We start from the raw sequence: 14,615 nt of genomic DNA, 5'->3' as shown, positions 1-14,615 counted from the left end.
GACGTCGGGGGCGCGTTCCCGGAGCCGGTCGAACTCCCCGCCGGCCCGCATGCGGCGCACCAGGTCCTCCAGGTCGTCCTGGCGGCGGCTCATCAGCAGCGCGCGGACCTGCACCGCGCGCAGGTCGTCGCGGCGCGCGAGGGCGTCCTCGCCGAGGGCCGCGCACCACGCGAGCGCCTTGTCCCAGTCGCCGCGGCGCATCACGGCCCCCGCCGCGCCGGCGACGACGTCTTGCGCCTCGGCGAGCTCGCCCGCGGCGATCAGCGCGTCGGCCGCCTCCTCGGCGTGGCCGTCCGCGAGCAGCGCCCGGGCGTACCGGGTGCGCACCGCCCGCAGGTCGCCGGGGTGCTCCCGCGCGAGCACCGTGAGCAGGAACTCGCGGAAGCGGGGGTGGTACCGCAGCCCCTCCTCCGAGAGGGTCCCGGGGAGGTGGTGGCGGCAGATCTCCGCGTACTCGGCGTCGGCGGACGGGACGCCGAGGAGCGCGGCGAGGCGCCGTGCGTCGACCACGTCGAGCAGCGCGCTGCTCAGCACCCGCGTCCGGAGCGCCGGGGGCAGCGCGCCGAGGACCTCGGACCCGAGGTAGGCGAAGAACGGGTCGTCCGCCGCGGGGCCGGCCTCGGCGAACGGGCCGCCGCGCAGGGCGTCGAAGACGATGCCCGCCGCCCACCCGCCGGAGGACGCGACGCCCCCCGGGGGCGCGGCGAGGCCACGGGCGTCGAGCAGGGCCGCGACCTCGTCGGGGCGGAAGGCGAGCTCGTCCTCGGAGACCTCCCCGACGCGACCGGCGAGCAGGTCCCGGCCGAGGTCGACGTGGAGCAGCCGGCGCGACACCAGCACCACCAGCGTCCCCCCGGTGACGGCGTCGAGGAACGCGCGGAGGGCGCGCAGGACGGGGGCGCGCGCCTCGACGTGGTGGAGGTCGTCGAGCACCACCGTCGCCCCCGGCGGCAGCTCCTCCCCGAGCAGGGCCGCGCAGTCCTCCGGCGCGAGCCCGTCCTCGAGGAAGCGGCGGGTGCGGGCCGCCGCCTCCGGGTCGATCGCGGCGACGGCGGCGGCGAGGTAGCTGGTGAACCGGCCGGGGCCGTCGTCGGAGTCCCACAGCGACAACCAGGCGTGGGGGCCGGCGCGGGCCCGCACGAGCTGGGCGACCGCCGTGGTCTTGCCGGATCCGGCGGGCGCCACCACCAGCAGGATCCGCCGCCCCTCGGCCGCCTCCGCCAGGGCGCGCAGCACCCGCGGCCGCGCGATCGTCCCCTCGCCGACCGCGGGGACGAGCGTCTTCGAGTGGATCAGCCCTCGGGGTCGGTGCATCGCCGCCTCGGTCCGGGAGGTGGCCGGTAACGATAGGCGCCCGGCGTTACCGGGCCGTTGCGCTCAGCCGCCGGGCAGCGTCCAGAACCCGTCGGAGCCGACGTGCTCCTCGACCGCGACGCGGCCGAGCTCCTCGCGCGCCTCCTCGAACGGGATGTCGCGGACGACGGCGACCTCCTTCGTGGCGAGCGGCGTGCCGGTCCAGCCCAGCACCTCCTCCGCGCTCGCGGCGGGGGCGGCGCGGCGCACGCCGGGGACGAGGTTGGCCATGATCACGTCGTAGGCGGCGAACGGCTGGAACCCGGGGACCGCGATCCGCACGCCGTCCTCGATCCGCGTCATCTCGTACGACGGGCAGGTGTAGCGGCGCCCGCCCGACCAGTTCGCGAGGCGCTCGTCGAGCACGAGGGCCGCCGGCAGGGGGCGCCGGGCGGCCGCCATGTCCTCCCGGAGGGCGTCCTCGGTGGCCTGCTCCGCCGCCCAGCCCGCGAGCTCCACGGGGTCGATGCCGGCGTCGCGCGCGGCCCCGTCGATCGTCGCCTGCTCGTCGAGCAGCTCGCCGCGCATGGTGCGCACCCGCAGGCGGCGCAGCAGCGGCCGCATGCGCTCCGGCGCGTTCAGGCGGGCGGCGACGACGGCGCGGCACGCCGGCAGCGACGCCGACATGCGCGGGCGGACGGCCGTGTCGATCGGCATCCCGTGATCGTGGGCGATGCGCCGGTACGCGGCGGAGAGCTTCTCGGGCGTGAACCCCATCTCGAGGTAGTGCTCGGGGGAGTCGCTCAGCACGACCATCCGGACGTCCCATTCGAGGGCGTCGCCGTAGAGCCAGTCGAGGCGCCGGCGGAACGGCTCGGCGCTGTAGGCCCAGGGGCAGGCGGGGTCGGTGAACTCGGTGATGCGGACGGCGGTCATCCCGCGACGCTAGCGACCCCGGGCACGACGCGCCCCCGGGGGAGTAGAACTCCGCCGAGTGCCCCACCCGCCCGACACCGCACCGGCGACCCCGCGCGACGTCAAGCCGGTGATGATCAGCGTCGACGACGACCCCGGCGTGTCGCGCGCCGTCCAGCGCGACCTGCGCCGGCAGTACGGCGAGCGGTTCCGGGTGCTGCGGGCCGAGTCGGGCGCGCAGGGCCTGGAGATGCTCGGGCAGGTCGCGCTGCGCGAGGAGCGGGTCGCGCTGCTGCTCGCCGACCAGCGGATGCCGGCGATGACGGGCGTCGAGTTCCTGGAGCGCGCCCTCGGGGTCGTCCCCGAGGCGAAGCGGGTGCTCCTCACGGCGTACGCCGACACCCAGGCGGCGATCGACGCGATCAACCGCGTCGCGCTCGACCACTACCTGATGAAGCCGTGGGACCCGCCGGAGGAGCAGCTCTACCCCGTCATCGACGACCTCCTGTCGGACTGGCAGGCGGGCGTGACGGGCGAGGTCGGCATCCGCGTCGTCGGCCACCGCCTCTCCCGCGAGTCGCACGAGCTGAAGGACTTCCTCGCCCGCAACAACGTCCCGTACCGCTGGCTCGACGCGGAGCTCGACCCGGAGGCCCGGGTGCTGCTCGACGCCGGGGGGGCCGACCCGTCGCGTCTGCCGGTGCTGGTGTTCCCCGACGGCGGGGTGCTGAGCGCGCCGACGACGCTGCAGGTCGCGGAGCGGGTCGGCCTCACGACCCGCGCCGACGCGCCGTTCCACGACCTGGTCGTCGTCGGGGGCGGCCCCGCCGGCCTCGCCGCGGCGGTGTACGGCGCCTCCGAGGGCCTTCGGACCGTGCTGGTCGAGCGGGACGCGCCCGGCGGGCAGGCCGGCCAGAGCTCGCGCATCGAGAACTACCTCGGCTTCCCGGTCGGACTCTCCGGCGCCGACCTGACGCGGCGCGCGACCGCCCAGGCGCAGCGGTTCGGCGCGCAGCTCCTCTCCGTGCAGGACGCCGTGGGCCTGGAGGCGCGCGGGCCGGCGCGGGTGCTGCGACTCGCGGGCGGCGACGAGATCGCGGGGCACGCGGTCGTGGTCGCGACGGGGGTGCAGTACCGGCGGCTCGACGTGCCGGGCGCCGACGCGCTCACCGGTCGCGGCGTCTACTACGGCGGCTCGCGCGCCGAGGCGCCCGGCCTGCGCGGCGAGCGGGTCTACATCGTCGGCGGCGCGAACTCGGCCGGGCAGGCGGCGCTCTACTTCGCCGGGTTCGCGGAGCGGGTGACGATCCTGTGCCGCGGCCGCGACCTGCGCGACGGGATGTCCCGCTACCTGACCGACCGCATCGACGCCTCCCCCGGCGTCGACGTGCGGCTCCGCGCCGAGGTCGTGGCGGTCGACGGGTCCGGCGGGCTGGAGGGGATCACCATCCGCGACCGCGACACCGGCGCCGAGGAGCGCGTCCCCGCCGGGGCGATGTTCATCTTCATCGGCGCCCACCCGAACACGGAGTGGCTGTCGGGCGTCGTCGCCCGCGACGACCACGGGTTCATCCTCGCCGGGCCCGACCTGCGCGCCCCCGGGGTGCGCCCCGCGTGGCCGCTGGAGCGGGCGCCGCTGCTGCTCGAGTCGAGCCTGCCCGGCGTGTTCGTGGCGGGCGACGTGCGGCACCAGTCGATCAAGCGGGTCGCGGGGGCCGTCGGCGACGGGTCGATGGCGGTGCAGCTCGTGCACCAGTACCTGGGGACGCTCGCGTGATCGACGCGCTGCGACGGGTCGACCTGTTCGCCGAGGTCGGCGAGGAGTGCCTCGCCGCGCTGGCGGCCTCCGCCCACGAGGAGGACCTGCCGGCCGGGGCGGTGGCGGTGCGCGAGGGCGGTCCCGCGGACCGCTTCTGCGTGCTGACGTCCGGCGTCATCGAGTGGGTCCGCGACATCGGGGGCGAGGAGGTGGTCCTCGCCTCGCGGCCCGCCCCCACCTACTTCGGGGCGATGAACCTCCTCACCGACGAGCCATCGGCGGCGACGGGGCGGATCGTCAGCGACGCCCGCATGATCGTCGTGCCGGGCGACGAGTTCCGGCGCCTGCTGCGGGACGTGCCGAGCGTCCTGCGGGGCTCGCTCGGCCTGATCGCCCCCGTCCACCAGGGGGCCGAGGCGGTGCTGCGGGAACGCGAGAAGCTGATCGCCCTCGGCACGCTCTCCGCCGGCCTCGCCCACGAGCTCAACAACCCGGCGGCGGCCGCCCGCCGCAGCGCGTCCGACCTCGGCCGGGCGCTGGAGACCCTCGACAGCACGCTGCGCAGCTTCGTGTCGTGCGGGGTCGAGCGCGTCGACGCGGAGGCGCTCGTCGCCCTGCAGCAGGAGGCCGCCGCCCACGTCGCCGAGGGGGGCGCCGGCGGGGCGATGGAGGCCGCGGACCGCGAGGACGCCCTCGCCGACCTCCTCGACGCCCGCGGCCTGGAGGGCTGGCGTCTCGCCCCGCCGCTCGCCGAGGCCGGGGTCGGCGCCGAGTGGGTGGACCGCGTCGCCGCCCACGCCGGCTCCGCGCTCGGCCCGGCGCTCGAGTGGGTCGCGGCGTCGCTGACCGCCCGCGGCCTCGTCGCCGACCTGCACGAGAGCACCGGCCGCATCTCGGCGATCGTCGCGTCGGTGAAGGACTACACGCACATGGACGAGGCGCGGACCCAGACGATCGACGTCCACGACGGCATCGAGAGCACCCTCACGATGCTGGCGCACGAGTTGCGCCGGGGGGACGTGCGGGTGGAGCGCGACTACGACCGCGACCTGCCGCCCGTCACGGTCCACGCGTCCCAGCTCAACCAGGTCTGGACGAACCTGATCGACAACGCCATCGACGCGGTCGACGGCCACGGGACGATCACGATCCGCACCGCCCGCGCCGGCGACGCGATCTCGGTGTCGGTCATCGACGACGGCCCCGGGGTCCCCCCCGAGCTGCAGAGCCGGCTGTTCGAGCCGTTCTTCACCACGAAGGACGTCGGCGGGGGGACGGGCCTCGGGCTCGACATCGTCCGCCGGATCGTCGAGAACCACCGCGGCCAGGTGCGCCTCGAGTCGGCGCCGGGGCGGACGCGGTTCGAGGTGCGGCTGCCGGTCACCGCGTGACGGTGGCGCTGGTCACGGCGGCGGTCGCCCGCGGCCTCGACGACGACCTGCCCCCGCTCACCGCCGCGCTCGACGCCCACGGGGTGCCGTGGGAGCTGGTCGACTGGGACGACCCGGCGGTGGACTGGGCGGCGTTCGACCTCGCGGTGGTGCGCTCCGTCTGGGACTACCCCCGGCGCCGTGACGAGATGCTCGCCTGGGCGGCGCGCACGGCGGCGGTCACGGACCTCGCGAACCCGCCGCGGGTGCTGTCGTGGAGCAGCGAGAAGCGGTACCTCGCCGACCTGGCCGCCGCCGGGGTGCCGGTGGTGCCGACGGCCTTCGCGGAGCCCGGCGAGGCGATGGACTGGCCCGGCGGGGAGGTCGTGGTGAAGCCCGCGGTCTCCGCCGGGTCGATCGACACGGCGCGGTACGGCGCCCACGAGCGCGCGGCGGCGGCGGAGCACGTCGCGCGGCTCCACGCCGACGGGCGCACGGCGATGGCGCAGCCCTACCTGGCCGCGGTGGAGGGGGTCCGTGGCGAGACGGCCCTCGTCCACATCGGCGGCGCGTTCAGCCACGCGGCGCGCAAGGGGCCGATGCTGGTGCCGGGGCTGCAGGTCGTGGGGGACCTGTTCGTCGAGGAGGACATCCGCCCGGCGACGGCGACCGCCGACGAGATGCGGGTCGGGGCCCTCGCCCTCGCCGCGGTCCCGGGGGGCGCCGCCGACCTGCTCTACGCCCGGGTCGACCTCGTGCCGGGTCCGGACGGGGCGCCGGTGGTGCTGGAGCTGGAGCTCGTCGAGCCGTCCCTGTTCCTCGCCCACGTGCCGGGCACGGCCGCGACGATGGCGGCGGCCATCACGGCGCGGCGGGGAGGGGCCACCGCGCGAGGGTGAGCAGGTCGCCGGGGGCGGCGCCGATGCGGCGTGCGGCGTCCCCGCCGTTGACGGCGATCGCGACCATGCCGTGGGAGTCGACGTGCACGAGCATCCCCTTCGGCGCGACGTCCCCGAACGCCCGCGCCACGGTGACGGGGTGGGGACGGTCGGTCACGGACGCGCTGATGCGGTCCCCCGCCGTGAACCCGGCGCGCTCCAGGTCGGCGGCGCCGGCGAGGAGCTGCACGTTGCCGTAGCGGTCGACGAGCACCACCTCGGCGGCGAGGGTCCCGTCGCCGACGCGGGGCGGCGGCAGGTCGGGCATCCGCAGCCCCGCCGGGTCGACGGGCGTGCCGAGCGCGCCGGGGGACTCCCCCGCGGCGAGGCGGGAGGCCGCCGGCGCGAACAGGTCGCGGCCGTGGAACGTCGCGGGGGCGTCGTCCGGCAGGGGGTGCAGCGCCACGGCGCCGGTGGCCCCCACCGCCGTCGCGGCGGGTCCGAGCAGACCGTTGTCGGGGCCGACGAGGGCGCCGCCCCCCTCCAGGGAGACGACGACGGCCCGGCGGTCGGTGCCGACGCCGGGGTCGACGACGGCGACGTGGACGGCGCCCGGCAGCAACGGGACGAGGCGGGCCAGGACGAGCGCCCCGGCGCGGATGTCCCCGGCGACGAGGTCGTGGGCGAGGTCGATCCGGTCGGCCGCGGGGCATCCGGCGGCGACGACGGCGTGGAGGGCGCCGACGTGCTCGCTGCCGGCGCCGAAGTCGGTGAGGAACGCGACCACCGGCCGGGGGCCGGGGGCGCTCACGGCGCGGGTGCCGCCGCGGCCACGTCGGCGAGGAGCGCCGCGACCAGCCCGGGGATCGTGTGCTCGGCGGCCTCGGCGTGCACCTCGAGGCCCTCGGCGCGGGCGGTGTCGCTGGTGACCGGTCCGATGGACACGACCCGCGGGCCGCCGCGCAGGGCGGCGCGCTCGCCGGGGCCGAGGAGGCCCATGAAGCTGCGGACGGTCGAGGAGGCCGTGAACGTCAGGTGGCTCGCGGCGAGGGCGGCGGCGACCGCGTCCGGGTCGGCGGGCTCCGGCACCGCCTCGTAGAGCTCCACCTCGTCGACGTGGGCGCAGCGTGCGCGGAGGCCGTCGACGAGCTCCGGACGGGACCCGCGGGCCCGCGCCACGAGCACCGGGACGCCGTCGAGGGGCGTCTGCGCCAGCGACTCCAGGATGCCCTCGGCGACGAAGCGCTCCGGGACCAGGTCGGCGCGCACCCCGTGCGCGGCGAGCCGCTCGGCGGTGGCGGGGCCGATCGCGACGACCGTCGCGGCGGCGGGCAGCGCGCGTGCGTCGCGTCCGCGGGCGGCGAGCGCCGCGAACAGGGCGTCGACGCCGTTGACGCTCGTCAGCACGATCAGGCCGTAGCCGTCGAGGCGCGTGAGGGCGTCGTCGAGCTCCGGCGTGCCGGGCAGCGGGGAGATGCGGATCGCGGGCAGCTCGACGACGGCGGCGCCGAGGGCGCGGAGGCGGTCCGACAGCTCGCTGGCCTGGGCGCGCGCCCGCGTGACCACCACCGTCCGGCCGCGCAACGGCCGGCGCTCGATCCAGTCGATGCCCTCCGCGAGCCCGGCGACGGGGCCGACGACCACGACGGCGGGCGAGCCGAGGCCCTCCTCGCGGACCCGTGCCGGCAGGTCGCCGAGGGTCGCGACCACCCGGCGCTGGCGGGGGGTCGTGCCCCACTGCACGGCGGCGGCGGGCTGGCCGGGCGGGCGGCCGCCGGCGATCAGCGCCGCCGAGATGGCCGCGAGGCGCCCCATGCCCATGAGGATCACGAGCGTCCCGGGGACGCGGGCGAGCGCATCCCAGTCGGTCTGCTCGGACTCCTTCGTCGGGTCCTCGTGGCCGGTGACGACGGTGAACGACGTCGCCACGCCGCGGTGCGTGACGGGGATGCCCGCGTAGGCGGGGGCGGCGATGGCGCTGGTGATGCCGGGGACGACGGCGTACTCGACGCCGGCGGCGCGCAGGGCCTCCGCCTCCTCGCCCCCCCGGCCGAAGACGAAGGGGTCGCCGCCCTTGAGGCGCACCACACGGCGCCCCGCCGCGCCGTGCTCGACGAGCGCCGCGTTGATCTCGTCCTGCGTCATGGCCTGGCGGCCCGGTGACTTGCCCGCGTTGAGCAGGACCGCGTCCGGCGGGCAGAGCGGCATCAGCTCCTCGGTGCCGAGGCGGTCGTAGACGACGACCTCCGCCCGCTCGAGGGCCCTCCGGCCCGCCACGGTCAGCAGGCCGGGGTCGCCCGGTCCCGCGCCGACGAGGTGGACGAACCCGCTCACCGGCGGACCCCCGCGAGGCGCTCCGCCGCGGCCGCCCCGAGCCCCTCGGGGTCGTCACGCGGGCCCTCCACGACGACGCGCTCGCCACGGGACCCGTCGGCGGATCCCGCGAAGGCGGTCATCCGCAGCCCGCCGGCGTGGACCTCGCAGAGGGCGCCGATCGGTTCGAGGCAGCCGCCGCCGAGCGCCGCGAGGACGGCGCGCTCGGCGCGCAGACACGCGTGGGCGTCGGCGTCGTCGAGCACCGCCGCGGCGGCCGCGGCGGCGGGGGCGCCGGGGCGGCCCTCGACGGCGAGCAGGCCCTGGCCAGGGGCGGGGGTCGAGACCGCGACGGGCAGGGCCACCATGCCGGCGGGCGCGAGGCCGAGGCGGCGGAGGCCCGCGGCGGCGAGCACGAGGGCGTCGGCGTCGCCCCGGGCGAGCTTGTCGAGGCGGGTGCCGACGTTGCCGCGGATCGGGACGATCACGAGGTCGGGGCGGGCGGCGAGCACCTGCGCGGCGCGGCGCGGGCTGCCCGTCGCGACGCGCGCGCCGGCGGGCAGGCCGTCGAGCCCGTCGCCGGGGCCGACGATCACGTCGCGGGGGTCCTCCCGCGGGGGGACGGCGAGCACCGCGAGCCCCGCCGGCAGCTCGCCGGGGAGGTCCTTCGCGGAGTGGACGGCCACGTCGGCGCGGCCGTCGCGGAGGGCCTCCTCGAGCTCCTTCACGAACAGCCCCTTGTCGGGGGCGGGGCCGGTGCCGGATGCGCTCCAGCGGTCGCCGGTGGTGGTCAGCCCGAGCAGCTCCGGCGTGTGGCCGGCCGCGCGCAGGGCGTCCGCCACCAGGCCGGTCTGGGCGAGGGCGAGCGGCGACTGCCGCGTGGCGATGACGATGCGGACGGCGGCTAGTTCGTGCCGGTCTGCGCCTCGAGCCCGAAGAGGTGACGCAGGCTCTCGAGGTGGCGCAGGGCCTCGCCGTCGCCACCCTCGGCGGCCGCCCTCACGCGTACGGTCGGCTCGTGGAGGAGCTTGTTGACGATGCTCTTGGTGAGGGCCTCGAGGCGCTCGCGGTCGGCGTCGGTGAGCGGGGAGTCCCACTGGCTCTCGATCCGCTCGAGCTCGCCCCGGCGGATCGCCTCGGCGCGCTGGCGCAGCGACGTGATCGCGGGGGTGGCGGACAGGCCGCGGCGCCACGCCGAGAAGCCCTGGACGGCGCCGATGACGAAGCCCTCGCCGCGCTCGGCCTCGAGGCGGCGGCCGTTGATGTTGGCCTCGACGACGCGCTCGAGGTCGTCGATGTCGTAGAGCGCGACCCCGGGCACCGCGGCGACGGCGGCGTCCACGTCGCGGGGGACGGAGATGTCGACGACGACCATCGGCCGGTCGGCGCGGTCGGCCATGACGGGGGAGATCTCGTCGGGGCCGAGGATCGGGTGGGGCGCGTCGGTCGAGGAGATGACGATGTCGGCGCCCCGCAGCTCCTCGTCGATCCGGTCGAAGCCCACGCCGCGGCCCCCGAAGCGCTCGGCGAGGGTGCGGGCGGTCCCGACGGTCCGGTTGGCGACGACGACGTCGCGGACGCCGTGCTGCATGAGGGCGAGGGTCGTCGCCTCGGCCATGCGGCCCGCGCCGATCACCAGCACCCGCCGGCCCGGCAGGTCGGACAGGACGTCCTCGGCCAGGTCGAGCGCGACGGCGGGGACCGACGACGACCCCGACCCGATGCGCGTGCGCGTGCGGATGCTCTTGCCGACCTCGATCGCCTGGCGGAACAGCTGGTTGAGGAGCGGGCCGGCGCTGCCCTCCTCGACGGCGAGGTCCCAGGCGGAGCGCACCTGACCCTGGATCTCGCTCTCTCCGATGACCATCGAGTCGAGGCTCGACGTCACCCGGAAGAGCTGCGCGGCGGCGCGGTCGTCGCGCAGCACGTAGCGGGCGCAGGCGAGCTCCTCGCCGGAGATCTTGGTGTGGGCGACGATCGCGGCGGCGACGGCGTCCTCGGCGCGGAGGGGGTCGGGCGTGCCGACGTAGACCTCGGTGCGGTTGCAGGTCGAGAGGGCGATGGCCTCGTCGACGGTGCCGTGGGCCATCAGCTCGCGGAGCATCTGGCGGGCGGCGCTGTCGGAGAGCGCCGCCTTCTCGCGCTGCTCGACCGGCGCGGTCTTGTGGGAGAGGCCGAGGACGAGGAGGTTCACGCCGCCACCCCCTCGAGGTCGAGCACGCGGCGCGCGAGCGCGCGGGCGCCGTCGTCGTCGCCCTCGGCGAGGCGCCGCAGGACGTCGGACTCCATCAGGCGCTCGACCGCGGCCCGGCGGCCGGGCATGTCGCGGTGGCGGGCCTTGAGGTCGCCGCGCAGGTCGCGCAGCAACGCGATCAGCGCCTCCCACTCGGGTCCGTAGGCCTCCTCGATCCGCCGCCGGACGTGCCGGGCGACGACGGGGCTCGCCCCGCCGGTCGACACGGCGATCGCGAGGTCGCCGCGGCGCACGACGGAGGGGACGGTGAAGTCGCCGCGGGCGGGGGCGTCGGCGACGTTGCAGGGGATCCCCCGCTCCCGCGCGTCGGCGGCGACGGCGCGGTTCACGTCGGCGCGGTCGGTCGCCGCGAACGCCAGGGTGCAGCCGTCGAGGTCCTCGGGCAGGTAGGTGCGGCCGCGGTGCTCGGCGCCGCCGGCGGCGGTCATGGCGGCCAGCTCGGCGGTGACGTCGGGGCTCACGACGCGCAGGACGGCGCCGTGCTCGACGAGCTTGCGGGCCTTGTCGGTCGCGATCGTCCCGCCGCCCACCACGAGGCAGCGGCGGCCGCCGATGTCGACGAACATCGGGTAGAGGGGGCGTGGGGATCCCGGCGCGTGGGTCACCGGTCCACCGGCTCCAATGCGTCCATGACGTCGTCCTCGGCATCCGCCCGGCTCTCGATGAGCTTCGCGAGCAGTTCCGTCTCGCGCGCCTGGCGCGCCGACTTGAGCCCGATCACGACGACGTAGACGAGGAGGGCGAAGAGGACGACCCCGTACGCCGCGACCACGTACTCGCCGCCGGAGCTCACGCCGTCGCCTCCAGGCGCGCCTTGACCCGGCGCAGCGCGCGGTCGGCGCGGCGCTGGACGAGCTCGATCTGCAGCAGGGTCAGGAAGACGCCGACCGTCGCGAGGAGCGTCACGACGAACCAGATCAGCATCGAGTTCGGCATGTCCGCCCCGTTCTGGGTGAAGACGACGGGGTGCACGAACGAGCGCGCGACGCGCACCGAGTAGAACGACAGCGGCACGGAGGCGAAGGCGGCGACCGAGTAGACGGCCGAGTACCGGGCCTGGCGCTCGCCCTCGGCCGACGACCGGAGCACGAAGTAGGCGGCGTAGAGCAGCAGGACGATCAGGAACGTCACGAGGCGCGGGTCGGTCCAGACCCACCAGGTGCCCCACGACGCCTTCGCCCAGATCGACCCGGTGATGACCACCAGGACGGAGAAGGCGAGGCCGATGCCGATCGAGATCGAGGAGATCTCGTCGAAGCGCTCGTCGCGGGAGCGGAGGTAGCGGATGCCGTAGATCGCGGCGACGCCGAAGGCGCCGAGGCCGACGATGGCGATGGCCACGTGGAAGTAGAAGATCTTCTGGATGATCCCCTGGTCGGCGTCCTCGGGCGCGACGAAGAACACCCCGTAGGTCGCCAGCAGCACGAGGGCCGCCGACACGCCGCCGGTGACCGCCAGACGCCGGGACGGACGCGCGTCAGTCATCGAAGACGTGCTCGTACGTCGCGTAGGCCACAAGCCCGAAGATTACCGCATACACCCCGAGGAACAGGCAGTAGCCCCGGTACTCCGCGAGGTCGTTCGTCCCCGCTGCGACGGCGTGCGTCGCGCCCGCCGCGGCGATGACGACGGGCAGCAGGGAGGGGAGGAACAGGACCGGCAGGAGCAGCTCGCGCGCCCGGGCGAAGAGGGCGAGCACGGCGAGCAGGGATCCGAGGACCGCGATCCCGACGTTCGCAATGAGGCATACGACACCGATCAGGAGCAGGTCGACGGGGTCGGGCTCCCGGATGAAGAACAGCGCCATCACCGGCACGGCGACGATCTCGACGGCCAGGAGGTAGGCGTAGATGGCCCCCGCCTTCGCCGCCATCAGGACGTCGCGGGGGACGGGGGCGCCGAGGATGCCGTCGAGCACCCGCTGCTCCCGCTCCGGCACCCACGAGCGCCCGACGCCGAGCACCGCCGTGAGGGCGAGCACGGCCCACAGGATCCCCCCGGCGGCGGGGGTGAGGTCCTCGCCGCGCGACCCCACGGCGAACTGGAAGATGGTCATCGCGACGATCGCGAAAAGCAGCATGGCGACGACCGTGTCCCGCGTCCTCAGCTCGAGCCGCAGGTCCTTCAGCAGCAGGGCGCGGAGCTGGCGCCGCCAGGCGGGGCGTGCGGCGCTCACGCCACGAGCTCCTCGTAGCGGCGCCGGAAGGCGGGGCCCTCGGCCCCGGCGAGCGACTCGCGCAGCACCGTCCGCCCGGCCCGCATCACGAGCACGCTGCCGGCGAGGGCGACGCCCCGCTCGACCTCGTGGGTGACGATGATCGCGGCGCGGTCGTCGCCGAGGTCGGCCAGGACGGCGTCGAGCAGGCGGGCGCCGGCGGCGTCGAGGCCCGAGTAGGGCTCGTCGAGCAGCAGCACCCGCGGCTCGTGCAGGAGGGCCCGCGCGAGGCCGAGGCGTTGCGCCATCCCGCGGCTGAACGTTCGGACGGGGTCGAATGATCGGGCGAGCAGACCGACCCGGTCGAGGCCCCGGTCGACCCGGTCGCGGGCGTCGTCCAGGCCGAAGAGGTCGGCGTAGAGCTCGAGGTTCTGCCGCGCGGTGAGGTCGAGGTAGACCATGGGGTCGTGCCCGAGGTAGCCGATCTCGGCACGGGCGCGGTTGGCGCGCGCCGGGAGGGGGTGCCCGCAGACCTCGACCTCCCCCGCCTCGGGACGCAGGAGCGTGGCGACCATCCGCAGCAGCGTGCTCTTGCCGGCGCCGTTCGGGCCGAGCACCGCGAGGCACTCGCCGCCGGCGACGGCCAGGCCGACCCGGTCGACGGCGGTCCGGTCCCCGAAGCGCTTCACCAGACCGGTCGCCCGCACCAGCTCGGCCGGCGGACCGGTCATCTAGAGCGTGACGTCGGCGAGGGTGAAGGCCAGGAAGACGACGGCGAGCAGCCCGTTCGACTGCGCGAAGGCCGCCTGCACGCGGCGGGTGTCGCCGGGCCGGACGATCGCGTTCTCGTAGAGGAGCACGAGGGCGCAGAGGGCGACGCCGACGGCGTACCACCACCCGGCGCCGGCGGCGGCGCCCGCGGCGGCGAGCAGGGCGATCGCCCCGGCGTGCAGCCCGCGGGTGACCCAGAGCGCGCGCGCCTCGCCGAAGCGCGCGGGGACGGAGTGGACGCCGTGTGAGCGGTCGAAGTCGACGTCGAGGAGCGCGTAGATGATGTCGAAGCCCGCGATCCAGAGGGCGACCCCGAGGCCGAGCATGACGGGCGCCGCGCCGAGGTCGCCGGTGACGGCGAGCCACGCCCCCATCGGCGCGATCCCGATGGTGAGGCCGAGCGCGAGGTGGCAGGCCCACGTCACCCGCTTGGCGAGGGGGTAGAGCACGAAGGCGGCGACGGGGACGGGCCACAGCACCCACGTCTCCTCGGGGAGCTGGGAGACGGCGACGAGCAGCATCGCCAGGCTGACGGCGCAGAGCCCGGCGACCTGGCCGAGCGCGAGGCGGCCCGACGGCAGCTCGCGGGACGCGGTGCGCGGGTTGGCGGCGTCGATGTCGGCGTCGATGACGCGGTTCAGGGCCATCGCGAGGGTGCGGGCCCCGACCATCGCGAGGAGGATCCACCCGAGCGTCGCGGCGGCGGGGACCTCGAGGCGGGCGAGGACGGCCGAGGCCAGCGCGAAGGGCAGCGCGAAAATCGTGTGCGAGAAGCGCACGAAGCTCAGGAGGGCCGGGATCAGCCCGAGGCCCGCCGCCCGCGGTGCGGCCTCCGGGGGGGAGGTGGTCACCGCTCCGATGTTACCCGCGGCCCGCCGGCGCGGCGGACGGGCCCACCCGGCCGATC

The 14,615-nt window shown here is 76.3% G+C and carries 14 protein-coding genes and 1 pseudogene; 3 read left to right on the top strand and 12 right to left on the bottom strand.

Annotated elements, in window-relative coordinates:
* Positions 1-351: 351 nt before the first annotated feature.
* Positions 352-1,314: pseudogene (locus IU369_RS23925) on the bottom strand (winged helix-turn-helix domain-containing protein); the annotation flags it as partial.
* A gap of 63 nt (positions 1,315-1,377) precedes the next feature.
* The gene (locus tag IU369_RS01665; RefSeq protein WP_217922830.1) at positions 1,378-2,229 is read right to left on the bottom strand and encodes a DsbA family protein; all 852 of its coding nucleotides are present in this window, start codon (positions 2,227-2,229) and stop codon (positions 1,378-1,380) included.
* A gap of 112 nt (positions 2,230-2,341) precedes the next feature.
* Between IU369_RS01665 and IU369_RS01660 the strand changes: the two genes are divergently transcribed.
* The 3 genes from IU369_RS01660 to IU369_RS01650 are packed head-to-tail and all read left to right on the top strand — an operon-like array spanning position 2,342 to position 6,236.
* Entirely contained in the window at positions 2,342-3,985 is a 1,644-nt protein-coding gene (locus tag IU369_RS01660) for an FAD-dependent oxidoreductase (RefSeq protein ID WP_343233215.1), read from the top strand.
* Entirely contained in the window at positions 3,982-5,358 is a 1,377-nt protein-coding gene (locus IU369_RS01655; RefSeq protein ID WP_217922828.1) for a sensor histidine kinase, read from the top strand. The genes IU369_RS01660 and IU369_RS01655 overlap by 4 nt, the downstream gene beginning before the upstream one ends.
* Positions 5,355-6,236: an ATP-grasp domain-containing protein gene (locus IU369_RS01650; RefSeq protein ID WP_217922827.1), complete on the top strand. Its 882-nt coding sequence runs from the start codon at positions 5,355-5,357 to the stop codon at positions 6,234-6,236. Before IU369_RS01655 ends, IU369_RS01650 begins: the two co-directional genes overlap by 4 nt.
* Here IU369_RS01650 and IU369_RS01645 read toward each other — a convergent pair.
* The 10 genes from IU369_RS01645 to IU369_RS01600 are packed head-to-tail and all read right to left on the bottom strand — an operon-like array spanning position 6,199 to position 14,559.
* Entirely contained in the window at positions 6,199-7,026 is an 828-nt protein-coding gene (locus IU369_RS01645; protein ID WP_217922826.1) for an SAM hydrolase/SAM-dependent halogenase family protein, read from the bottom strand. The genes IU369_RS01650 and IU369_RS01645 overlap by 38 nt on opposite strands.
* A complete protein-coding gene (cobA, locus tag IU369_RS01640) occupies positions 7,023-8,549 on the bottom strand; it encodes a uroporphyrinogen-III C-methyltransferase (RefSeq protein WP_217922825.1) in 1,527 nt (508 codons plus the stop codon). The genes IU369_RS01645 and cobA overlap by 4 nt, the downstream gene beginning before the upstream one ends.
* Complete coding sequence (hemC, locus tag IU369_RS01635; RefSeq protein ID WP_281426222.1) at positions 8,546-9,415, bottom strand: hydroxymethylbilane synthase; 870 nt, start codon at positions 9,413-9,415, stop codon at positions 8,546-8,548. The genes cobA and hemC overlap by 4 nt, the downstream gene beginning before the upstream one ends.
* A gap of 17 nt (positions 9,416-9,432) precedes the next feature.
* The gene (gene hemA, locus IU369_RS01630) at positions 9,433-10,722 is read right to left on the bottom strand and encodes a glutamyl-tRNA reductase (RefSeq protein WP_217922824.1); all 1,290 of its coding nucleotides are present in this window, start codon (positions 10,720-10,722) and stop codon (positions 9,433-9,435) included.
* Positions 10,719-11,348, bottom strand: coding sequence for a precorrin-2 dehydrogenase/sirohydrochlorin ferrochelatase family protein (locus IU369_RS01625; protein WP_217922823.1), 630 nt, complete (start codon positions 11,346-11,348; stop codon positions 10,719-10,721). Before IU369_RS01625 ends, hemA begins: the two co-directional genes overlap by 4 nt.
* 35 nt (positions 11,349-11,383) lie before the next feature.
* Entirely contained in the window at positions 11,384-11,575 is a 192-nt protein-coding gene (locus IU369_RS01620) for a hypothetical protein (protein ID WP_217922822.1), read from the bottom strand.
* Positions 11,572-12,267: a cytochrome c biogenesis protein gene (locus IU369_RS01615; RefSeq protein WP_217922821.1), complete on the bottom strand. Its 696-nt coding sequence runs from the start codon at positions 12,265-12,267 to the stop codon at positions 11,572-11,574. Before IU369_RS01615 ends, IU369_RS01620 begins: the two co-directional genes overlap by 4 nt.
* The gene (locus IU369_RS01610) at positions 12,260-12,958 is read right to left on the bottom strand and encodes a heme exporter protein CcmB (RefSeq protein WP_217922820.1); all 699 of its coding nucleotides are present in this window, start codon (positions 12,956-12,958) and stop codon (positions 12,260-12,262) included. Before IU369_RS01610 ends, IU369_RS01615 begins: the two co-directional genes overlap by 8 nt.
* Positions 12,955-13,668: an ABC transporter ATP-binding protein gene (locus tag IU369_RS01605; protein WP_217922819.1), complete on the bottom strand. Its 714-nt coding sequence runs from the start codon at positions 13,666-13,668 to the stop codon at positions 12,955-12,957. Before IU369_RS01605 ends, IU369_RS01610 begins: the two co-directional genes overlap by 4 nt.
* A complete protein-coding gene (locus tag IU369_RS01600; RefSeq protein ID WP_217922818.1) occupies positions 13,669-14,559 on the bottom strand; it encodes a UbiA-like polyprenyltransferase in 891 nt (296 codons plus the stop codon). It lies immediately after the preceding gene.
* Positions 14,560-14,615 lie beyond the last annotated feature (56 nt).

Origin of the sequence: Miltoncostaea oceani, assembly GCF_018141545.1 — a bacterium.
Classification (GTDB): domain Bacteria; phylum Actinomycetota; class Thermoleophilia; order Miltoncostaeales; family Miltoncostaeaceae; genus Miltoncostaea; species Miltoncostaea oceani.
Note: the sequence above shows the minus strand (reverse complement) of the source record. Positions and strands in the feature narration are given on the sequence as shown.